Genomic DNA, 21,980 nt, shown 5'->3' with positions numbered 1-21,980 from the left:
GAGATCTTCCGGCATCAATCAATAGGTTATGTTCAAAATATTGTGACCATTTTCAAAATCTAGTGATTTTTAATTTTATGTTCATCACTAGATTTTGGCATTGTGTCTGCGCCAAGCAATTTTAATTAAAATAAGTTCTAAGTTGTGTTCTATTTCTTACTTTTAACCGGTTTACATCACATACTTAATCACTTATCTTCCAGGAAATCCCAATCTTAAGTTTTAGATCTTTGCCCGTAAAAGTGCCTGATTCCGGCCCGTAAGCTCCCCAGTTCGCATCTGCATTGTGCATATTAAACTCACCGGTTGATTCATTGGGTTCTAACCATACAGGGCCTGCCAAGATATCTCCCCTCGCATCACAGATACTCAGTTTCATAAAGTAATCGCATACATTTTTAACATTGGTGATCTCTGCTATTTTAGAGTCTGGCAGTGAAAGAAAACTACGACCGGTATACCAAATTGTGCGGTTGGGTGCTTCGTCATTAAAATATGCCCCCAAAAATATTTCGTATGGATTGGGTTTGGAAAACCGTTGAGATTCTATAACCAGATCTCTTACGGAGATAGGATCGGACATGCCCATCTCAATAGCGAATTTGCGTACACTATATGGTTTTCCAGAAGGATAAATAGAATTTAGGTTATCCAATACATTCATAAGGCTAATCATAAATATCATCACTGTAGAGCTATTAAAATTGGTATCAATTCCCGTCCTGTTTTTAGTGAACGTAATGCCTTACCAATAACCGCACCGAATGCTTTTACTGGATTATCTGCCTTCATTGCATGCCCTGGAGTTAGAGATGTTGTCAGCAGATCGCCAACTTCAATTGATGCATAATCTGCGTCTATTTTACAGTTCGCTCTTCCTATTAAGGCAAGAGGAACCCTATTTAAGTGTCCTTGTTGTCTGCGCAAAATAAGGCCTGGTTTCAGATCACCAGCTCCAGAAACGACACCTGCAACTTTCTTATCATATGGTTGTTTACTTTGTACCAATTTGCCGTCATCGTTGAGTGTCATGACAGTGCCTGGCTCAACAGGATCCAATGACGAAATTTCGAAATCTTCTGCGCAATCGGCTCCGCCCGTTAGAATTACATCTCCGGTAACCTTTAGATCCCCATTCACTTCTAATTTGGCTTGTGGTGTTGCCGTACCGATACCTATACTTCCATCGCTACCTCGTATAAACAAGCGCGATTCGGGATTAATACTGCCATTTTCATTTGTATTGCCATTTGCTGCATAAAAATGGATGTTGCCCCAGGTAGCGTGCATTCCAGCATATCCATAGTTTGCAGTGTGTGTACCAGCAGTTTTTAATTGATTATTAAAATCCATATATATATTGGTACCAAAAACGCCATTTCCGCCAGCTGAACCTGAAACTAATCCCCCGAAATTACCCTGCGCCATAATTGTTGGCCGATCTGTTGCTTCCACATGCAAGGCTGAAGCATTAATCGTGCCATTAACATCCAACTTACATTTAGGAGCTGTCGTCCCAATACCGACAAAGCCATCGCTACCTCGTATAAACAAGCGTGATTCGGGATTAATACTGCCATTTTCATTTGTATTGCCATTTACTGCATAAAAATGGATGTTGCCCCAGGTAGCGTGCATCCCAGCATATCCATAGTTTGCAGCGTGTGCACCAGCAGTTTTTAATTGATTATTAAAATCCATATATATATTGGTACCAAAAACGCCATTTCCGCCAGCTGAACCTGAAACTAATCCCCCGAAATTACCCTGCGCCATAATTGTTGGCCGATCTGTTGCTTCCACATGCAACTTCGCTTTCGGGTCACTTATTCCGATGCCGACATTGCCAGCAGCATCTATCCTCATTCTTTCTACAATAGGGTCTGGACTCTTTCTGGTCTCAAATGTGATGCCGCAACTGCCGTCATTTGATCCGATAGTATACATTGCTGCAAATTTATTCCAAGTTGGTATACCAGCAATGACACAATTACCTCTGACGATACCAATTTTCTTGGCTAAATCTGTTTCATTCAAAATTATACTTTCGGCCATAAGGCGATAACCTTCTAAAAATTCGTCGATATGTTCTTGAATCTCTTCTGGAAGTTCTGCACTATTTTCAACTTTTCCAAGAGTACTAAAGTCTACACCTATTTTCCCAGATTTAGCTGTTGGGGGATATTGATCATTTGGCATAATTCTTCCTCCATTATCTTAAATTTGTAGGCATTGCCCCCTTTTTTAGTAACAGTCTTATTATAGTTACACCCTCGGTTTCTTGAATTTGGGATTCAGTATATTATTACAGAGACTACACTAAGTGTCATTTTTTACAGATCTTGTCATACATGAGTTTACCAAAGATTCTCATAACTTACACAATAGAGGCTAAAAATTAAGTACAATAAACACTACAGTTTAAATTTACATTTTAGGCAGTTACAAGTTTAATGATATTGATTTTTTAGTTCAACTATGCAAGCCCCACAGTAATCTTCTGCTGTAAACAGAGCTAATATAGAATACTCATTTAAAAATAGGTTATCCGCATAGCGTACGTTTAGTTTACGCATAATTCACTTTGTATACATATAGGAAAACTTTTGAATTAAGTGAGAAGTATAGAAACTCGGTGTAGTATTTTGAAAACGCATCGCATTTCCACCACAATCTCGCAGAAACACTGGGAATTGTTGAAAAAGCATACAGAAGAATTCGAAACACAACAAAAAGTATTAGAAATCGCGCTGGAAAGCCTGGAAAAAAGCTCAAAACAGAGTCCAGCATTAACTGAGGAAGAAAGAATTTGGTTGACTCAAAGATCAATGAAAACGATATGTTCTATCCTGAAAGATAGCTTAAAAATACTATTGGAAACTGTTAATATTGAGATGTTTAATGAGTACTTGAACAAGTATAAACCCTTAGAATACATGATGGAGTACTACTTTCAGAAGCCTCTTAAGGAAATTAGTCTAAAAGAACTCCTCGATGGGATAGTTATTACGGCGGGTATGTCAAACTGGTTCGATACGATAGATAATACGGATGATGACGATCATTATACACTCTTAATTACTCATAGTTTGGGACTTAATAATTCTAAACTAAACAGGATGGTGATTGAAGACTCTCTTGAAACTTATGGAGTCAAAGTCGAGAGCACAATTTCTGAAAAGACGATTTTTATGAAGGTATATAAAAATTAATGATTAGTAACCTCACTTTACCTATCAAAGGACACTCCATTCAATGCTTCACGCCATTTATGTCGTTTTCTGCCACAATTAAATATATTCTTTCTAACTTACACACTTAAAGTATAAGATCAAATAAAATAGATAGTGTGTTTAAATTTAAATTTTGAGAGATATAGTATTAGTATTATTAGTATTAGATCTTTAAGTTCAACTGAGTAAGTCCTAAAAAAAGTCAAAAAAGGTTGTAAAAAAGAAAAGTGCTCCGATGGGGATTTGAACCCCAGTCGCAGGAGTGAGAGTCCTGAATGATTGGCCGAGCTACACTATCGGAGCGTGTTGTTATTATGCCTTGTCTCTCAGGCAGCATATCTTCAAGTAATTGATAAAATATAAATCTTTCGTCTGATTCCTGGAGAAAAGTAAAAATATAAAATTGTCGGAAGGACTTTTGTTCCTATCCGGCACAACTAAAGGAAGGCTCTCCTTCAGCTTGAAGGCGGCCCTCCGTTTCAGCTTCCATGACCTTGTTATACGAACATAGCCTGAGGAATTGAGGGTTCCTGAACGTTTACAACCTTTTCATAGGCTTTAAGGAAATCTGCCATGGTGATCTGTTTGCCGCGCCTGCGCAGCACGAAGATTCCGGCTTCTTTGGTAATGACACTAATCTCTGCCCCGCTCATACCATTCATGACTTTTGCGAGTTTCTCAAAATCCACATCATCGGAAAGGTTCATCTTGCGGGTATGGATCTTAAGAATTTCAACCCTGCCCCTCTCATCAGGAAGCGGAATTTCAATGGACCGATCAAACCTACCAGGCCTCATGAGGGCAGGATCAAGGAGATCAATCCTGTTGGTTGCAGCAACCACTTTTACATTGCCTTTGGGGTCAAAGCCGTCCATCTCAGCAAGGAGCTGAAGCATTGTCCTGTTTACTTCTGCAGAGCCGCTGGTACCGTCATAAGTCCTCATGCTTCCAACAGCATCGATTTCATCTATAAACAGGATACTTGGGGACTTGTCCCTGGCAAGCTGGAAAATGTCCTTGACAAGTCTCGAGCCTTCACCTACGAACTTCTGGACAAGATCAGACCCTGACATTCGGATAAAAGTTGCTTTTGCCTGAGAGGCTATTGCCTTTGCAATCAGGGTCTTGCCCGTACCCGGAGCACCGTGAAGCAGAACACCTGAGGGGGGTTCGATTCCCAGATCCTCAAAGAGTTCGGGTTCTGTAAGCGGCAATTCGACGCTTTCCCGAACTTCCTGGAGTACCTCGTCAAGCCCGCCAATCATGCTGTAGTCTATACCAGGAGAATTAATGAGTTCCATAACTTGAGCCCTAACATCGGCAGCCCTGCTAACTATAGAGATAACTGAGTAAGCCCCGTTTACAGCCACCCTCATCCCAGGCTCGATCTTTCCGAGGCATTCCTCAGGGATCTGGGTGAGAACTTCCTGGTTGTTTCCGTGCTGCCTGATAAGAGCAATTTCCCCATTCACCTCAAGAATAGTTGCAATAAAGAGAGGAGGCTCGGTAAGCTGTTCCAGATGAGCTTTTAATTTATTGATTTCCTGAAGGTGCCTGCCTGTTGCTACGCTTGCTTCAAGGAGCCGGGCCTTCATGTTCTCATTCTGGACTTTCATGATTTCTATTTCGGTTAAGAGAGACTTTACGTCTTCAGCATTGATCTCCCCGCACTCAACCTGAAATTCTATCCGTGTTTTTATATCTTCCAGAGAAGATCTTATCGCACCGTCTTCTGACATTTGACTACACCTTTTTTATCGTATAAAATTGATTTCATATCACAATTTAGAGGTTAATTTACTTTAGAATCATTGGTTTTGCGGATCAGTTGATTTAAAGGTAAATTTGCTTGCGAATTTATTGCTCTGCAGATTATTAAGTAGTGGGTTAATTAAGCATTAAACGTTTGAGCTGTGGATCTGTCATCGGTGATTTATGCACCTCGGGGATTTATTTAATCCCTTGCTTTTACAAAAGAATAAAAGCCTGAAAACGGGAAACTCAGAAAAGAACGGTCCTTTTCATAAAATCACCCGTAGAGGATTAATCACACATATCAAAGGTTAAAATGCCATTAAAAGGTTCTCTTATCCATTTAACAACATATATTAAAATATCGTGAATTAATATACATATATAAATATAAAAGGGGCATATATAAGTTGCTGCAACACATGTGGCCCATTTTTAATATTTATCAAATTACTTTCTGATACCCACCTATATTATATCGATTTTTTGTATGCTTCCAGACTTCATATTTCCTTTTTTCTATTATGCGCAACTAGCGATTCTCCGAGTTCCAGCAAATCTTCCCGGAAGAAACCGACACTTTATATGATTTATTAATTCGGATAAAAATCGGACCAAAGACGCCCACATGCGTAAGAAATCCGAAGAATATATAATAATAAAAGCATTATATCAACCCACATGCGTATATCGGAAGATTTTCTAAGAGTAGGTGCGACAGTTATATTTGTCGGTTTCATCGTACTATTATTAGGTGTAGTTCTTACGGTTTTACAGCATCCTGCAAGCAGCCAGATGGGCGGACTAATTATGCTCGGCCCGATCCCGATCGCGTTCGGTTCTTCTCCTGAGATTACAATAAATATGTTGGGGATTGGATTATTAGTAACGATTCTTTATTTATTCCTGTGGAAAACGAAACGTTGATCGAAAGTATGCTGTTTTTGATTGGAATTTTCACAATACTTATCGGATGTTTGCTAATTATAACCGGCATAGTTCTAAACATGTTCCAGGATTCCAAATCAAGGCAGTGTCACTCAAAAATAACGGGCCCATTAGGAAGAGAAGCAGATTTTGAAAATACCCCGAATTCTAAAAGGCCACCCCAAGAGGGAACTCCTGTAAGAAAAGTTGAATCCGGAATAAAGGCTGGAGGAGTAATTATGCTCGGCCCGATCCCCATAATCTTCGGAAGTGACAAAGAAAGTGCAAAAACCGCAGCAATTCTCGCAATAATACTCATGCTTCTTAGCCTGCTGATTTTCAGAGGCTCACTCTTCTAAATTTCGCTGCTGCACGGAAAAGCTATACGGTGTGTCCTTTATCCGGATTTTCTGTAACATTGATGGTTTACACCAATTTTGTAAATTAATCCGTTTAAACGAGCGGAGCGAGTGAAACGGACCGCGTACTTCCGAGGCGCAATTCGCACAAACAAAAAGTTATTAATAGTTAAGCCCGAATCAGGGCGTTATGTTTACGATAATCACAGGCGCGCAGTTCGGTGACGAGGGAAAAGGCAAGATTGTCGACCTCCTCGCAAAAGATTATGACATTGTCGCCCGTTTCCAGGGAGGGAACAACGCAGGCCATACAGTCAGGGTAGGAGATGAGGTTTACAAACTGCACCTGATTCCATCAGGTATTCTGCTTGATGCCAGAGTTCTGATCGGGCCTGGGGTTGTCCTGAACCCTGAAGTTCTGGCTGAAGAAATTACAATGTTTGAGAAACATGGCATAAAAGTAAACGCCGGAAAGCTTGGCGTGGATGCGAAGACAAGCATTATTATGCCATACCACATAGAAATGGACGGGCTAAGGGAAGAATCCAGGGAAACAAAAATCGGGACCACAAAACGCGGAATAGGCTATGCTTACATTGATAAGGTAGCAAGAGATGAAGTCCGCATGGCTGAACTTGTGGACAGTGAACGCTTCCTTTCAAGACTTGAAGAGCTTGCCCCCCAGAAGGAAAAGGAAATAGCGGCAATGGGCGGAGATCCGAAAATTGTCAGAGACCCTGTCCTTATAGAGAGATATCTCGAACTCGGCAGGCAGTTTGCTGCTTATATAACAGACGTTTCCAGGGAAATAAACAAAGCCCTAGATGAAGATAAACATGTAATGGCTGAAGCTGCCCAGGGAACCCATCTCGATGTAATACATGGAACCCAGAAATTCGTAACTTCTTCTTCTACAATTGCAGGCTCTGCCTGTACAAACCTCGGAGTGGGCCCAACGAGAGTGGACAATGTAATCGCCATAGTGAAAGCTTACATTACAAGAGTAGGCGAAGGTCCGCTTCCTACAGAGCTTACAGGAGAACTGGGAGAAAGGCTACAGAAAGCAGGGGGAGAATTCGGGACAACTACCGGCAGAAGCAGGAGATGTGGATGGTTCGATCTACCTCTCCTGAAAAAAGCCATTGCTCTTAACGGGTATACAGAGATTTCTCTGACCAAACTGGATGTACTCACATGTCTTGACCCGATCCGGATCTGCGTCTGCTATAGTTATAAGGGAAAAAATGTGGATTATCCCCCGGAACTCACTGAGGACCTCTCTGAATGCACTCCTGTTTACGAAGACCTCCCGGGATGGGAAAATGACCTTACCGAGATAAAAGCCTTCGAGGAGCTTCCGGAAAACGCCAGGAACTATGTCAAAAGGTTAGAAGAATTGTTGAAAGTGCCTATCAATTATATTTCAGTGGGCCCGGGCAGGGCACAAACCTTTAAAAAAGAATAATTCCATTTAATATACTTGCCAGGCCAGTAACCGAAAAATGTATATATTAACTGATAAGTGTATCAACCTCTTTCCAGTTTAAACTAAAATCATGTTTACCGGCATTATCGGGCCTAAAGCCCAAATTCTAAGAGTCCATAAGTCCAGCAATAAAGACCAGCAAGGACATCTCGAAAGAGAAAGAGTTACCTCGTTTCGGGAAAAAAACCATATTTCTGACAGGTCAGGGGAGAGAATCGGCTTTATCATCCAGGACCTGAAAAATAAGTAATTTGGAAAAGGAGCTAGTACCACATGACAACAGTATTTGATGTCCCTGCAATGGAACTTATCGAAAAGGTTGCAGGCATTCTTAAGGAAAATGAAAATGTCGTTCCCCCTGAATGGGCAGAGAACGTGAAAACCGGGGTTCATAAGGAACTTCCCCCAAGCAAAGACGATTGGTGGTATGTAAGATGCGCTGCAGTCCTGAGGAAGATCTATACTGACGGACCAGTCGGGATTGAGAGACTTCGCTCCGTATATGGCGGAAAGAAGGACGAAGGATCAAGCCCGAGCCACAAAGCAAAAGGCAGCGGTTCGGTTGCCAGAAAGGCAGTACAGCAGCTTGAGACTGCAGGTTACCTGCAAAAGGTAAAGGGCGGAAGAACCGTATCTGCAAAGGGACGTTCCATGCTTGACAATGCAGCAAATGAACTCAAGAAAGAGCTTCTTGAGAAAATCCCTGAACTTGCAAAATACTGAAAGAGATTCTTTCCAAAAGGGACATGAGATATTTCTTCGGAATCCCTTTCAAATATATTATTAATCTTAAGCCAGATTGCTCCGGAAAACCGGTTTTTTTGGGTGATTGCCATGCCTACGATGGATGATGAACTCGACGAGATACGAAAGAGACGGCTTGCAGAAATTCAGAGACAGCAGGCGCAACAGCAGCAGCCATCTGACATGCAGGCAGCTTATCAGCAGGAACAGGCCAGAGCTGATATGGAAGCTCAGAAGCAGGCCATCCTGAGGCAAATCCTTACCCCTGAGGCCAGAGAACGCCTGACAACTCTGAAGATGTCAAGGTCTGCTCTAGGGGAACAGCTTGAAATGCAGCTGATCTCGCTTGCTCAGAGTGGAAGGCTCCAGTCTCAAATCGACGACGAACAGCTTAAAACGCTCCTGATGAAGATGCAGCCAAAAAAGCGTAAGACATCCATAACCAGGGTTTAAATATAATGAGAATCTCGGTCCTATTTAGCGGAGGCAAGGACAGCTCGCTCTCTGCACTTTTGATGGAACCGCTTTTTGAGATAGAACTCGTAACCTGCTGTTTTGGCTTGCTCCCCAATGGAGAACTGGCAGCAAAGACTGCAAAAGAGCTGCGGTTTCCGCATAGGGTTCTCTCTCTTGAACGGGAAATCCTAGAAAAAGCGTATGAGAAAATAATGAAGGATGGTTTCCCGAAAAGCGCTATCAATTATATCCATGAAAAAGCCATAGAAACTCTTGCTTCGGATCCGGAAGTGAAATTTATTGCTGACGGAACCAGAAGAGATGACAGAGTCCCTGTGCTTTCGATTTCACAGATAAGAAGTATTGAAGACCGATTGGGAATTCAGTACATCTGCCCATTGAAAGGATATAATAGAAAGACCGTGAGCATTCTTGTCGAGCGCTATCTGAGAATTGAAGAGGGGCCGAGCGAGAATACTCCAAAAGCAGATTACGAAACGGAATTAAGAGAGTTGATCAGGCAGAGACATGGTGAAGAGAAAATAAAGGAACTGTTTCCTGCCCATATCCAGTCCCATGTGCTTTCCAGAAAAGAACTGCCCTGATGAAGTAGGAAATCGGGAAGTCTTCCGAAAAGGTAAATTCTGGAATAAAGATTTATACGATAATCGAGTTATATTCAACCCTCCTATACTGCTGCAGATTAACCGAGACCTCATAGAATTTACCGGATATGGATTTAAAAGTTACCATTTAATCCGGTGGGGTAGAATCGCAATTATTAAGGGTTAAGATCACAATCAGCTAATTATCGGATATAGCCAGAAATAATTATCGGATATAACCAGAAATTAACAGAATTAAATTACTTACAAGTTAACAGGTGTGATCCAATTGAGTCATAACATGAAAGGACAGAAGATGCGCCTGGCAAAGGCGCACAAACAGAACACACGCGTTCCGGTGTGGGTTATTGTAAAAACTAACCGGAAGGTAGTGAGTCATCCCAGACGCAGACACTGGAGAAGAAGAAGCGTAGATGTGAAATAAACAAGGAAGGAGGGAAAAGAAATGGCAGACGACATGGTAAAAGAACAGATATATACTATCCCCCTCAGGGCAGCAAGGAAAGTGCCTACATGGAAAAGAGCCAACAGGGCAGTTATCGAAGTAAGGAGTTTCCTTGTAAGGCACATGAAGGTAGAGTCCATAAAGGTAAAGCTGGACAAATCCATTAATGACCGCCTCTGGGAAAAAGGCTGTGAGAAGCCTCCTCTCTCCATCCGGGTCAGAGCTGTAAAATTCGCAGATGGTGAGTTACAGGCAGAGCTCGCCCAGTAAAATATAACATAAAAATAACATAAAAACGCGAAGCTTCAACGAATATGATTCGAACAATGGATATCTACGATACCCCAATGATAGGGGTCTTTGCAACCTGTACAGAAAATGTTGTTCTCGTCCCCACCGGGACAAAACCCGAGATCTGTACCATACTTGAGGATTCGCTGAATGCAAGGGTAGTTAAGACTCTTGTAAACGGAAGCGTTGTTGTTGGAGCCCTTTCCAGAGGAAACTCAAACGGCTTCCTTTTTTCATACGGAACCGATGCCAGCGAAATGCAAGAACTGACAGGAGTTCAGGCAGAGGTCCTTCCCGGTAAGTTGAATGCAGTCGGGAACATTGTGCTTGCAAACGATTCCGCAGCACTTGTGCACCCCGAACTGTCAGACTGGGCTATTGAGGTCATTGCCAGAACCCTCAAGGTAGAGGTTTACAGGGGAACAATTGCCGGGATAAAAAACGTAGGGATGGCAGGAGTTGTCACCAATAAAGGGCTTCTGGTACACCCGAAAGTGACACCTTCCGAAAGAGAAATTCTGGAAAAGATCTTCGAGCTTCCGGTAAATATAGGGACTACAAACTTTGGGACTCAGATGCTTGGCTCAGGCCTGCTTGCGAACTCAAAGAACTATTTAGCAGGTTCCGACACTACAGGACCCGAACTTGGGAGAATCGAAGAAGCACTCGGATTCTTAGAATGAATAATCATCCATCTGTCGGATAAAGCTACAGCAAGAATGGTGACCAAGATGAAGAATTTTGTTGTTAAAGGAAAATTTAAAGCAGGAAATACCTGGGAAAATTTCACAAAGAAGATCGAAAGTCAGAATGAAAAGAACGCAAAAGATAATGTCTATTCTGTCTTTGGAAGCAGGCACGGTATTAAGAGAAGCCAGATCCTGATCGAAAGCGTCGCTGAGGAGTGAAGGATATGGCAGAAGTCAGTGAAGATATCCGAAATCTGGCAGCCAGGCATCAGGAGTTCCAGAGACAGGCCGAAGCCTTAAGGCAAGAAATGAACATGGTCCAGGCTTCCATTTCAAGCTGTGACCAGACAATCATAACCATCAACGAGCTGAAAACAGCCTCAGCGGAAGGTAAGACTGCAGAAACGATGGTTGCTGTAGGTTTTGGCTCATTTGTTCACGCTGAAATCAAAAATGCAGATAAAGTCATTGTGGACCTGGGAGCAGGCTTCAGCGCAGAAAAGACCGCACATGAAGCCATTGAGACCCTGAACCGCCGCAAAGAACAGCTTACGAAAATTCTAGAACAGATGAATGCTTCACTGACTAAATATATACAGGGTATGCAGGCCCTGGAAGCTGAGGCTACAAAACTTCAGCAACCTGGCCAGGCCTGAGAAAGACCTGGTTCAGGAAAGATGAATTGAATTCAAAAACCCATTTGGGAAGAAATCATTTACTTTAAATTAATTTTAATTACTATTTTTACTGAATTTCTTTGGGATGGATCCTGTGTTTAACAAATTCAAAGAGAAACTTGGGAGTTTTAAAAAGGCGCTCAGCAGAACTATTGACGATAAAGCTACAGCTATTGAACCGATAGTTGAACCTGCACCTGAGGCAGAAGAGGACTTTGAAGAGGAGATTGAGCCCTATCTAGAAGAAAAAGCTTTAGAAACTTCTCTTGATGAGGAAAATCCCGAAGTAGAACTTGTAGAAATCAAACCTGCAATGGCTTCGCCTGAAACTGTAGGGACAGAAGACAGGAAAAAGGCAGAATACAGGAAAAAACTTGAAGAGAGAAAGAAGGTGGCAGAGAGCGAGCCTGAAGAAGAGAAAGTACCTGAAGAGAAAAAATCTTTTTTCAAAAAGGTCTCGAAGATTGGATTTGCACAGAAAGCAAAAGCCCTGGTCTTTAATAGAGAAGTCTATCTGGACAATAAAGACCTTGAAGAGCCTCTCTGGGAACTTGAAATGGGCCTTCTTGAAAGCGACCTTGCCCTCTCAGTCTCCGAGGCAATTGTAGAATCCGTGAAAAAACAGCTTACAGGCACCACAAAGCATATTGGCAGCAATACCGGAGAAATCGTAGAGGCAGCCTTGAAAAAAGCAATTCTTGATGTGGTGTCTGCGAATACCTTTGATTTTGACGAGTATGTGAAAAACAAAGAAAGACCTGTCCATATTGTCTTTGTTGGAATTAACGGAACAGGAAAAACGACATCTATTGCAAAAATGACGCACAGGCTGCTTAAGTCGGATTACTCAGTCGTTTTGGCTGCAGGAGATACCTTCAGGGCAGGTGCCATTGACCAGCTTGGGATTCATGCAAGCAGGCTCGGAGTAAAAATGATCAAGCATCAGCCTGGAGCAGATCCTGCTGCAGTCATTTACGATGCCGTCCAGTACGCTAAATCCCATAAAATAGATTTCGTGCTCTCAGACACTGCAGGCCGTATGCATACAAACCTGAACCTTATGTCACAGATGGAAAAAATCTGCAGGGTAAGCACTCCGGACCTCATAATTTTTGTAGATGAAGCCGTCGCAGGGAACGATGCAGTCGAAAGGGCTGCCCAGTTCAATGAAGCTGTGCCAATTGACGGATCAATTCTGACAAAAATCGATGCGGATGCCAAAGGAGGAGCTGCAATATCCATAGCTTATATCACAGGCAAGCCGATTCTGTTTTTCGGGATGGGGCAAGGCTACGAGGATTTGAAAAAGTTCGATCCCGAATGGTTTATAGACCAGCTTTTCAACCAGTAAAATAGATAAGTTATCATTAAATAGTGAACCTCCCGAAGTAATTCGGGAGCATTATTCGTGAACTTTGCTACAGGATCGCTGTGGGAAGAAAAAATTATATTTCCTCAGAGAAGCCTCAGGGTTCCTCAGGAATTATAATCCATGCTATAATATAAGCAACCAGGCCGGCTCCCACGCTCATTACAGAAACGAGTAACCATAAAAGCCTTACAAGTGTAGGGTCAATTTTAAAGTATTCGCTTATCCCACCACATATGCCTGCAATAATCTTATTCTTCTTTGATCTATACAGTTTATTCATTTCACCACTCCTAATTGTAAAGCGACTTAATAAGCCACATAATAGATTGCTTATATACGATTTATAAGTAACTCTGGGGATTACGGATTTTATCGCAAATCCCTGTGTGTTTGCAGGTATGAGCTAATTTTTTCTTCAACATCTTCTCTTCTCATAAAGCCGCATCAGACATGGGAGTTCTCAGATTTTAACCCACTCGCTGGTTAGGTTTTCGGATACCATGTCCTCCCCGGATGCCCGCACATATATCCTGAAGCTTTCCCCTGCAGGAACAATAAGACTTTTTGCAGTATAATTGTAAATTTCTTCCGGCTCAACCTTTATGGGAGAACTTTCAACTTCATCCCACACAGTAGTTTCATCTGCAGCCTGAAGGGCAACGTAAACAGTTGTATTTTCAGCTATCTGAGAGCCCACGTTTCTTACAGTGACATTAATATTCACAGCTCCTTCTTTTTTTGAGTATTCACATTTGGCTTTGAAGTCAAGATTAATCATGGGTCTCCTGTAGACAGGAATGACCTGTACAGGCTGGCCTGCATATTCGTCAGGAATTTCTCCTATCTGCCAGTTCCTGCCTGTGGTCTCCACATAGTAGTAATCGCTGCCTTTGTACTCGAAACTTTTGCATTTTTGTTCAGGATCGCACTTTATCCCGAGAGCCATATGCCCAGGGAGTTCCAGAAGTACAGCATCATAACCCATCTCCTGAAGAATTGCAACGCAGAGAATTGAAGTATCTTCACAGTCCCCGCCGCTTATATATAGAGTTTCATAAGGGAAACGGGGGTACTGGTCGTAACCCGAACTTGCGAGATCCGAAGTGTAATTTAAGGACTGGACAAACGAGATACAAAAAGCTGGAACTTTGCTCTCTTCAACCTCGCAATCTTTTGAAAGAGATAGTAAAGTATCTGAAATATTTTTAATTAACCAGTCGTCGGAAGGATCTGAAGCAAACAGGTCATAGTCCCTGTTTCGGGTCCTGGATTTATAGTTATCATAGAGCTCATCGTCAAGAGGCAGAGTAAGATGGCAGCTTGAGCCTTCGTAATTCCATGAGTAAGTTCGGGACGGTTTTCCAGAAGTAATTGACTCCTCTGTAATCGAGACATTACAAGGCTCAGAATTTACGATATCTATTCCGACAAAATTCTCCCCCAGATCATCTGCTATACCGGAATCCCCCGAAGCTTCAGGAGAAGACCAGGAGAAGAGAAATTCGGCCAGATAAATGAGAAAAACGAAACAAAGAAAATTGGTTACACTTTTCATAAATTATCCCCCATCCAGAATTGCATATCTATGAGACTCATTTCCAGAGATCTTCCCTCAAGTGAGAGTTTATCGGGTCTACTTCTATCAGCCCTTCAGGATAGGGTTCAAAAAAGGTCTGATGCATAAGGTATTGATCCTCAAAGCGCACTATCCATGACCGGATTGTATTTATTGCCGGACAAAGAGAGGTTTTCCCCTCCCTGTACTTCTGAATCCAGTCAAAAAACAAGGCTTTTTCCCCGTTCGAAAGATTCTCTGAAAAATGCCCGAGAGCATGCATGAGCACGTTAATGCTCGAAGTGTATCTTGGAGATTTGGTGAAAGCATTGTAAAGGTGTCCTTCGTAATCGGAAATCAGTCCCTTAAAGGGTTTTTTTTCTTTATTTGCAACAATTGCTCCCAGTTTCCGAAGTTCTGCCTGGCTATAAGCCATGAGAAGATACTTATTGTCAGTATGAAACCTTACAAGATCCTTCATGCTACCTTCGGACTTTACTTTCCGAAAAGCAGCAAGTACAAAGAGCTTTGTCAAAAAATGCTCTTTTATGCGAGAGTTTTTGAGCCTTCCTTCATCCTCGACGGGAAGGAAAGGATATTTTTTCAGGACTGCTCCCCCGAAATATCCTGAAGTTTTCTCAATTGCCCCTGACTTGCCAATAGAAGGGTAAACTTTGATGTCCTTAAATCCACAGGAAGGAGACCTGAATTTCAGGATAAAACCGTCAACTTCTCCTACCGAATCAAGAAATTTAGTACAAAAGGCCTTCATATCCTCAGTTACATCCTTACCACTTACAGGCTGAACCAGCCGGTGTTCTCCGTTGTCAAGAATTATTCTCACCGGACTTCTTGGAATACCAAGCCCTATCTCCACTTCCGCACAAACAGGCAAGAAATCAACATGCTCCTTAAGCTTTGCCACGATCGGACTGCTTATCATATCCCCGTTATATCGGCAGTGATCAAACTCAAGGCATTTACTAACCACGACCTTTGGCCGAACAAACTCCCTCATTTAACCCCCATATAAGAAAGGATTTCCAGCATAAATTACTTTCTAGAAGAAAGGCGCAGGAGACTCCTTTTTAAAAAATAAGAAGTTAGAAAGTGAGGATCTTTAGAAGAAGTTTTTAAAAGACTCGATAAAGAAGAACAAGAGTTTATAATGGAAAAATAGCTCAAAAAGAGATGCATAATATATATGCTTTAAAAAAATAAATTATAGAAAATAATGACGTTTAAAAGCAGGGCCTCGAACAATAGAAACATTTTGTCCGCTTTTCGGAATGAATATAAAAATAGAATAACTATAAGATAATAGAATAACTATAAGATAGTTTTATAGAGATCGGAATAAAATTCTCAATACTGAAAAAAACGACATGGTCTTTAAAAATAGGTGAGAATATGGTAGAAACCGAGTATGAACAGATACATATGCCTCTGATAGGAGACGATGCGCCCTCGTTTACAGCAGTTACGACTCAGGGACAAATTAATTTTCCAGAAGATTATAAAGGCAAATGGGTAATACTCTTCAGCCATCCTGCAGATTTTACACCTGTATGTACTACTGAATTCATGACATTTGCGAATATGCAGGAAGAATTCAGAGAAATGAATACAGAACTCATAGGACTTTCGATAGATAGCGTTTTCTCCCATATTGCCTGGCTCAAAAGGATTGAGGAAAAAATCGAGTACAATGGAATGAAAAACGTAGAGGTCAAGTTCCCGTTGATAGCTGACCTGAAAATGGACGTTGCGAAGAAATACGGCATGGTTCAGCCAAACGCATCAACAACCCAGGCAGTAAGGGCAGTATTTATTATAGATCCCGAGGCAAAAATTAGGGCAATGATTTATTATCCTTTATCAACCGGAAGAAATATGCAGGAAATCAAGAGGCTCGTAATTGCCCTGCAGAAAAATGAAGCCGAAAAAGTTGCAACCCCGGCTAACTGGCAACCAGGAGATGATGTTATAATTCCTGCACCCAGCTCGATGGAGGCAGTAAAAGAAAGGCTTGGAAATATCGAAGAAGGAAATTATTGTCTTGACTGGTTTTTGTGCCTGAAAAAGGAAAGCAAGAAATAAGCAAGAGAATATAAAAATTTACTTTTTTAATTAAGCTTATCCTGAAAACTCTTAAATTAAAAAAAATATACCCTATATCTTCAACTCTAAGTGCTCAGTGTTAATTTAATGCAAAAATAAGATAGGGAAAACTTATATATGGAATTTACCCAGGATTTGTAATAAATGCTCATTAAAGTATGAAATTGAAGAGAAGATCTGGATAAAACCGAAATACAAAAAGAGAAGATTATCTTAAAATAGAGCTACATCCGGATAAATTCACGATAACACATGTAAAAATTAAAAATATAAGAATGGAAAAAATTTACTTTTTTCCGAGTTCTTTTGAGCGCTCACTTGCCCTTATAACCGCATTCATAAATGCAGCCCTAATGCCTGCTTCTTCAAGAGCGTGAATGCCCTGAATGGTAGTCCCCGCAGGAGAAGTTACCATATCTTTGAGTTCTCCGGGATGCATACCTGTCTCAAGTACCATTTTTGCAGCCCCGAGTACAGTCTGGGCTGCCAGAGTAAGGGCACTTTTTCTGTCCATTCCTTCAAGCACAGCCCCATCAGCCATTGCCTCAATCACCGGAAAGATGAATGCAGGCCCGCTGCCTGAAAGACCTGTCACAGCATCCATGAGAGACTCAGGCACCTGAACTGCAGTGCCAACTGCAGAGAATATTGCAAGTGCAGCTCTCAAGTCTTCTGAGGTTGCGTTTTTGCCTGGAGAAATTGCTGAAGCTGCTTCCGAAACTGTGGCTGCTATATTAGGCATCACACGTACAACTCTGGTGCTTTCGGGGAGGGCATCCTCATAGGTAGAGAGAGGCACACCAGCTGCAATTGATATTACAAGTTTATCGGAAGTTATGTAAGTCTTAAGATTTGCAAGCACCGAACCCAAAGTCTGGGGTTTCACTGCAAGGATAAGGATATCGGATGCCTGGACAATAATAGCATTGTCGGTCGATACCTGGATACCCAGCTTTGTCTTCAGTTCTTTCAAAAAAGGCTCGTACACATCGCTTGCACTAATATTTTCAGAGTTTACAATTCCAGCTTTAATAATGCCCTGCATTAGAGCAGAACCCATTTTTCCTGCTCCGATAAATCCTATTTTTCGGTTTTCCATATTTAAATCTCCTAATTTCCAAGATAAGTATGATATCAAGAGGCATTTGCCTCAAAGCTAACTGCTATTAATTGTCGAATAATTTTAAAGAACTTAACAGACTCAGAGTCTATTCCAGATCAGAAGAAGTTAATTAGAACCCTTCAGAAATCCGAGATATTTAATTATATATATTTAATTTAATTCTTCCAGTATGCCGATATTTTCTTTTTTTATAACATTACCGTAGTTGTTATAGCCCAAAATACTCTCAATTTCGTTTGTATGGGCTCCTTTTATTTTAATAAGTTCCTCAGAGGTGTAGTCTGTAATTCCTTTCGCAAAGACCCTGCCTTCACACTCGAGTCTAACCACGTCCCCCCTGTCAAAACTTCCTTCAACCTCTACAATACCTGCAGGAAGAAGGCTGTTTTTCCCGAGAACCGCAGCTTTTGCCCCTGCATCCACATGGACAGTGCCTGATGCCCTTGCCAGAATTATCCAACGGGCACGATTCTTCTGGATATGCCTTTCAGCCAGGAAAAAGGTTCCGATTTCTTCCCCGGAAAGGATCTTCAGGATCACATCCTCAATTTCGCTGTTTGCAATCAATACATAGCAGCCTGCCATGCTGCAGATCTTTGCAGCTTTTATCTTAGTTCTCATTCCCCCTACACCCTTGAAGCTTGTAGGATCACCACCATAACTTTCTATTTCAGGTGTGATTTTTTCCACAAGAGATAGGAGCCTGGCATTACTATGTGTCTTTGGGTTCCTGTCAAAAAGACCGTCGATATCCGAAAGAATAATCAGGAGATCGGCATCGATTTTGCTTGCAACCATTGCAGAAAGCTTATCGTTGTCTCCGAAAATCGCTTCAATTTCATTTGTACAGGTACAGTCGTTTTCGTTTATTATAGGAACTACTCCATATTCCAGAAGGGTGGAGATGCTGTTCCTGAGGTTCAGGTAGGATACCCGGTCCGAATAGAATTCATAGGTAAGAAGAATCTGAGCAACTTTCATTCCGTACTTTGAAAAAGCTTCGCTCCAGTACTGCATCAGGATGCTCTGTCCGACAGCTGCCGCTGCCTGCCTTAGGGGGATTTCACGGGGTTTGGGAGCAATGCCCAGTTCGTGGAGGCCTACGCCTATTGCCCCCGAACTTACCAGAATTACTTCTTTTCCACGCCTTCGAAGCTCGGATACCTGGGCAGCGATGCTTTCCATAAAGGTCGGATCAATGCTGCAATTTTCCTTTGTACTGTCACAGCCCTGTTTTGTAATCGAGGAAGTACCGATTTTGATAACAATTTTATTAATATCATTGAGAAATTGTTTTCTATCTGTCAATCACAATGCCTCGGGGAGTATTTTGGAAGTGCGGCTAAAATGATCGGTAGCCGCAATTCGGATTTCCATCATTTGCACTCAATTTGCGGTGGTATTTCAATTCGAATATATAAAGATATCATGAATAGTCAGCAATGTTTTAATTCACGTCTTCAAACTTAAGGTCAAGTTTTCTGTGGGTATAGGGCTTTGCATCATCTCCTGCATAATCTGCAACGACCTGCCCTTTTCCCAGCAGGATGTATTTGTAGATCAGTAGACCTTCCATTCCTACAGGCCCGCGTGAATGGATCTTATTCGTGCTAATTCCGACTTCAGCGCCTTTCCCATAACGGTAGCCGTCCGCAAAACGGGTTGAAGCATTTACCATAACGCTTGAAGAGTCAATAAGCCCTATGAACTCTTTTCTCCTTGAGGCATTTTCAGTTATTATCCCATCGGTGTGGTGGGAACCGAAAGTGTTGATGTGGTCAATGGCTTCCTTTATATTATCAACGAGCTTTATCGAAAGGATGAGGTCATTGTACTCAAGACTCCAGTCCTCTTCAGTAGCCTTTGCGAGAGGAGAAAGTCCTCTTTTTTCAAGCAGGGAGTAGCTGTCCTCATCGCAACGAAGTTCAACCCCTGCTCCGAGGTACATTTCAGCCATCTTCGGCAGGAAAGCATCTGCAATCTTGCGGTTCACGAGGAGGGTTTCGATGGCATTGCATACGGCAGGATACTGCACTTTGGCATCGAAGCAGACCTTCCAGGCTGTATCGAGATATCCATACTCGTCCACGTAGATATGGCAGATCCCGCTAGTGTGTCCGAGCACCGGGATTTTCGTATTTTCCTGGATAAATTTGACAAACTCATTAGAACCCCTGGGAATAAGAAGGTCGATATAGGCGTCAAGGCTTAAAAGGTCCATTACCTCTTCCCTGGTTTCCATGAGCTGGAAAGCACCGCTGGGCATGCCCTTTGTGGATTCAATGGCTTTTACAAGAATATTGAAAATAGCGCGGTTGGACTCTCTGGCCTCGCTTCCGCCTTTGAAAATGGTCGCATTTCCGCTCTTCAGGCAAAGGGACATGACCTGAGGTACTACGTCGGGTCGGGATTCAAAGATAACCCCTATAAGGCCGATTGGACAGCTTACCTGGTAGAGTATAAGGTCTTTGTCCAATTCAAGGGTAGAGAGGGTATCTCCTACAGGGTCCCTGAGCTTAATTACATCTCTGATTCCTGCGATCATTCCATCGACTTTCGAGTCGCTTACCTTAAGCCTGTCTACAAGAGCCTGAGTAAGCTTCCCTTTTTTTTCCAGTTCCACTGCATATTCAAGATCCTTTGAATTTGCATCCAGAATCGCTTTCCTCTCTTTATCCAGAGCGTTAGCCATAGCCTCAAGTGCTCTGTTTTTTACTTCCGTACTCACGCTAGAAAGCTCAATTGAGGCTTTTTTTGCCTTTATTACTTTGGTTCTGATATCTTCAGCCATATGATCACCGTCTTGTGTAATAACTTCCAAATATCCCAATTCGGCAGCTGAACAGCCAAACTTATTTAATTGTACCAATAAAATACACGGGACTCAGTGTTAATTCGGTACCGGGACATAAATAATGAGCCTTATTATTGAATTATGGTATTGAAATAAAACTGGGTATTGAAATAGAACTAAGGAATGACGAAAATTTAATTTCAATTATTTTGCACCGGTATTGTATTTGATGGTTATTTATGAAATGGAATTATATGGGCCATTACCAAAGTGAAAAATTGAAGTTATTTATCAATCATTCCTAAAGATTAATTTCTCATTAAAATTTCTCATTAAATATTCAGAGGTATATTCATAATTCGAAAGAGGTGTTAAGTCTCCCCGCTAAATGTAGAAAGCAGGTATGGACGAAAAAAGAGTACAGACAGTTCTGCAATATCTTTTTTGTACACTGTTTCGGTATATGATACAGCAAGGTTCTAAATAAAAGATACCATTTAATTGAATAATTTTTTAGCTTAAATAATATAAATTGACAGGTAAACTTCAGCTAATTTTATCTGGCGGATCTATTCCTGCAGCACAAATTTTGTTTAAATATTTCCTCATTTTAAATTTACCGGAGTTATGGTCTTTAATCTAATTAAAATCAGTAATTGAGTATCCAGAAACTATAGTTCCTGACGCAACGTATTACATATATTAATTCTTAGATTCTCTTATGGTGGGGAAAGAACAAATTGTTATTGATCGTAAAGTAACCTTTGATAAGCGAGACTTTTTATTATTTTCTGGTCTTCAGACTTTCTCTCATATCATGCAAAACAATAAAATTTTAATTATATTGATATAATATAGTTGTGAATGGTAAAAGGGAACCTCGCAATAGACAAATCAATGGCAAAAACGGTTGTTGACGGAAAAATAATAATTCCTTTACCAAAGGTTTTGGTTGAAAATCGATACTACCCTATGTTCTTTGTATATTCTCCTACTCATTGTGATGATTGTGGAAGTAAATTACATGTAAACTCTCACTACACTCGTTTTATTTTATCAAGTCACGGTACTATAGCTCGCGATGTTACATACTGGACTTGTTTTTCTTGTAAGAAACATTTCCATGATCAGATTATTGGTGTTCCTGGTTCTGCAAATTACAGTTATGAGTTCTATGAAAAACAAATGTCTGTTAGATACGATGGGCGATGCAGTCTAAACAATTCTCGAAAAATTGGAGAAACATAAGAAGGATTTACTGATTTCTGTGGAAGAGCTCCTTGTGCAACTTCACTATGGTTATATGAGCAACAACAAGCAGAGCTTTCAA

The 21,980-nt window shown here is 41.4% G+C and carries 25 protein-coding genes and 1 tRNA gene; 16 read left to right on the top strand and 10 right to left on the bottom strand.

Translation table 11 applies throughout. The features are described 5' to 3' along the window. Window positions 1-184: 184 nt before the first annotated feature. Both RG963_RS09085 and RG963_RS09080 read right to left on the bottom strand, forming a co-directional pair. Entirely contained in the window at window positions 185-589 is a 405-nt protein-coding gene (locus RG963_RS09085) for a hypothetical protein (protein ID WP_310575947.1), read from the bottom strand. Between the two features lie 95 nt (window positions 590-684). Further along, complete coding sequence (locus RG963_RS09080; protein WP_310575946.1) at window positions 685-2,199, bottom strand: hypothetical protein; 1,515 nt, start codon at window positions 2,197-2,199, stop codon at window positions 685-687. Window positions 2,200-2,645: 446 nt separating this feature from the next. Between RG963_RS09080 and RG963_RS09075 the strand changes: the two genes are divergently transcribed. Beyond that, window positions 2,646-3,212, top strand: a complete 567-nt coding sequence (locus RG963_RS09075) for a hypothetical protein (RefSeq protein WP_310575945.1) — start codon at window positions 2,646-2,648, stop codon at window positions 3,210-3,212. Window positions 3,213-3,461: 249 nt separating this feature from the next. On the opposite strand, the gene RG963_RS09070 is transcribed toward RG963_RS09075, so the two are convergent. Both RG963_RS09070 and RG963_RS09065 read right to left on the bottom strand, forming a co-directional pair. Beyond that, a tRNA-Glu gene (locus RG963_RS09070) sits at window positions 3,462-3,536 on the bottom strand. A 194-nt stretch (window positions 3,537-3,730) separates the two neighbouring features. Then, window positions 3,731-4,972, bottom strand: coding sequence for a proteasome-activating nucleotidase (locus RG963_RS09065; RefSeq protein ID WP_310575944.1), 1,242 nt, complete (start codon window positions 4,970-4,972; stop codon window positions 3,731-3,733). Window positions 4,973-5,666: 694 nt separating this feature from the next. Between RG963_RS09065 and RG963_RS16570 the strand changes: the two genes are divergently transcribed. The 13 genes from RG963_RS16570 (at window position 5,667) to ftsY (ending at window position 13,036) form a co-directional block, all read left to right on the top strand. After that, complete coding sequence (locus RG963_RS16570) at window positions 5,667-5,912, top strand: TIGR00304 family membrane protein (RefSeq protein WP_396654710.1); 246 nt, start codon at window positions 5,667-5,669, stop codon at window positions 5,910-5,912. Beyond that, window positions 5,894-6,271, top strand: a complete 378-nt coding sequence (locus tag RG963_RS09060; protein ID WP_310575943.1) for a TIGR00304 family membrane protein — start codon at window positions 5,894-5,896, stop codon at window positions 6,269-6,271. The genes RG963_RS16570 and RG963_RS09060 overlap by 19 nt, the downstream gene beginning before the upstream one ends. 190 nt (window positions 6,272-6,461) lie before the next feature. Beyond that, window positions 6,462-7,736 carry an adenylosuccinate synthase gene (locus tag RG963_RS09055; RefSeq protein ID WP_310575942.1) on the top strand — a complete coding sequence of 425 codons (1,275 nt, stop codon included), beginning with the start codon at window positions 6,462-6,464 and terminating at the stop codon, window positions 7,734-7,736. A 91-nt stretch (window positions 7,737-7,827) separates the two neighbouring features. Further along, window positions 7,828-8,007, top strand: a complete 180-nt coding sequence (locus RG963_RS09050; RefSeq protein ID WP_310575941.1) for a hypothetical protein — start codon at window positions 7,828-7,830, stop codon at window positions 8,005-8,007. Window positions 8,008-8,030: 23 nt separating this feature from the next. Further along, a complete protein-coding gene (locus RG963_RS09045) occupies window positions 8,031-8,480 on the top strand; it encodes a 30S ribosomal protein S19e (RefSeq protein ID WP_310575940.1) in 450 nt (149 codons plus the stop codon). Window positions 8,481-8,582: 102 nt separating this feature from the next. Continuing rightward, window positions 8,583-8,954: a DNA-binding protein gene (locus RG963_RS09040; protein WP_310575939.1), complete on the top strand. Its 372-nt coding sequence runs from the start codon at window positions 8,583-8,585 to the stop codon at window positions 8,952-8,954. A 5-nt stretch (window positions 8,955-8,959) separates the two neighbouring features. Then, entirely contained in the window at window positions 8,960-9,562 is a 603-nt protein-coding gene (locus tag RG963_RS09035; RefSeq protein WP_310575938.1) for a DUF7411 family protein, read from the top strand. Between the two features lie 289 nt (window positions 9,563-9,851). Beyond that, on the top strand, window positions 9,852-10,007 hold the full coding sequence (locus tag RG963_RS09030) for a 50S ribosomal protein L39e (RefSeq protein WP_310575937.1): 156 nt from the start codon (window positions 9,852-9,854) through the stop codon (window positions 10,005-10,007). A 21-nt stretch (window positions 10,008-10,028) separates the two neighbouring features. Beyond that, entirely contained in the window at window positions 10,029-10,298 is a 270-nt protein-coding gene (locus RG963_RS09025; protein ID WP_310575936.1) for a 50S ribosomal protein L31e, read from the top strand. A gap of 44 nt (window positions 10,299-10,342) precedes the next feature. Beyond that, on the top strand, window positions 10,343-11,002 hold the full coding sequence (locus RG963_RS09020) for a translation initiation factor IF-6 (RefSeq protein ID WP_310575935.1): 660 nt from the start codon (window positions 10,343-10,345) through the stop codon (window positions 11,000-11,002). A gap of 48 nt (window positions 11,003-11,050) precedes the next feature. Then, on the top strand, window positions 11,051-11,227 hold the full coding sequence (gene rpl18a, locus RG963_RS09015) for a 50S ribosomal protein L18Ae (RefSeq protein WP_396654709.1): 177 nt from the start codon (window positions 11,051-11,053) through the stop codon (window positions 11,225-11,227). 5 nt (window positions 11,228-11,232) lie between these two features. Continuing rightward, window positions 11,233-11,664: a prefoldin subunit alpha gene (gene pfdA / locus RG963_RS09010; RefSeq protein ID WP_310575933.1), complete on the top strand. Its 432-nt coding sequence runs from the start codon at window positions 11,233-11,235 to the stop codon at window positions 11,662-11,664. Between the two features lie 115 nt (window positions 11,665-11,779). Next, entirely contained in the window at window positions 11,780-13,036 is a 1,257-nt protein-coding gene (gene ftsY, locus RG963_RS09005) for a signal recognition particle-docking protein FtsY (protein WP_310575932.1), read from the top strand. 115 nt (window positions 13,037-13,151) lie between these two features. On the opposite strand, the gene RG963_RS09000 is transcribed toward ftsY, so the two are convergent. The 3 genes from RG963_RS09000 to RG963_RS08990 form a co-directional block, all read right to left on the bottom strand. Next, on the bottom strand, window positions 13,152-13,337 hold the full coding sequence (locus RG963_RS09000; protein WP_310575931.1) for a PspC domain-containing protein: 186 nt from the start codon (window positions 13,335-13,337) through the stop codon (window positions 13,152-13,154). Between the two features lie 180 nt (window positions 13,338-13,517). After that, on the bottom strand, window positions 13,518-14,612 hold the full coding sequence (locus tag RG963_RS08995; RefSeq protein WP_310575930.1) for a COG1361 family protein: 1,095 nt from the start codon (window positions 14,610-14,612) through the stop codon (window positions 13,518-13,520). Window positions 14,613-14,649: 37 nt separating this feature from the next. Further along, a complete protein-coding gene (locus RG963_RS08990) occupies window positions 14,650-15,630 on the bottom strand; it encodes a YbgA family protein (protein ID WP_310575929.1) in 981 nt (326 codons plus the stop codon). Window positions 15,631-16,022: 392 nt separating this feature from the next. Between RG963_RS08990 and RG963_RS08985 the strand changes: the two genes are divergently transcribed. Then, the gene (locus RG963_RS08985; RefSeq protein WP_310575928.1) at window positions 16,023-16,712 is read left to right on the top strand and encodes a peroxiredoxin; all 690 of its coding nucleotides are present in this window, start codon (window positions 16,023-16,025) and stop codon (window positions 16,710-16,712) included. 307 nt (window positions 16,713-17,019) lie between these two features. Here RG963_RS08985 and proC read toward each other — a convergent pair whose 3' ends face one another. The 3 genes from proC to RG963_RS08970 form a co-directional block, all read right to left on the bottom strand. Continuing rightward, the gene (gene proC, locus RG963_RS08980) at window positions 17,020-17,832 is read right to left on the bottom strand and encodes a pyrroline-5-carboxylate reductase (protein WP_310575927.1); all 813 of its coding nucleotides are present in this window, start codon (window positions 17,830-17,832) and stop codon (window positions 17,020-17,022) included. A 174-nt stretch (window positions 17,833-18,006) separates the two neighbouring features. Continuing rightward, a complete protein-coding gene (gene proB / locus RG963_RS08975; RefSeq protein WP_310575926.1) occupies window positions 18,007-19,164 on the bottom strand; it encodes a glutamate 5-kinase in 1,158 nt (385 codons plus the stop codon). Window positions 19,165-19,303: 139 nt separating this feature from the next. Beyond that, the gene (locus RG963_RS08970; protein ID WP_310575925.1) at window positions 19,304-20,647 is read right to left on the bottom strand and encodes a glutamate-5-semialdehyde dehydrogenase; all 1,344 of its coding nucleotides are present in this window, start codon (window positions 20,645-20,647) and stop codon (window positions 19,304-19,306) included. Between the two features lie 867 nt (window positions 20,648-21,514). On the opposite strand from RG963_RS08970, the gene RG963_RS08965 reads away from it, so the two are divergent. Continuing rightward, entirely contained in the window at window positions 21,515-21,898 is a 384-nt protein-coding gene (locus RG963_RS08965; RefSeq protein ID WP_310575924.1) for a hypothetical protein, read from the top strand. Window positions 21,899-21,980: the final 82 nt, after the last annotated feature.

The organism is Methanosarcina baikalica, assembly GCF_031461075.1.
Lineage (GTDB): Archaea > Halobacteriota > Methanosarcinia > Methanosarcinales > Methanosarcinaceae > Methanosarcina > Methanosarcina baikalica.
This window is presented reverse-complemented; position numbering and strand designations above follow the sequence as displayed.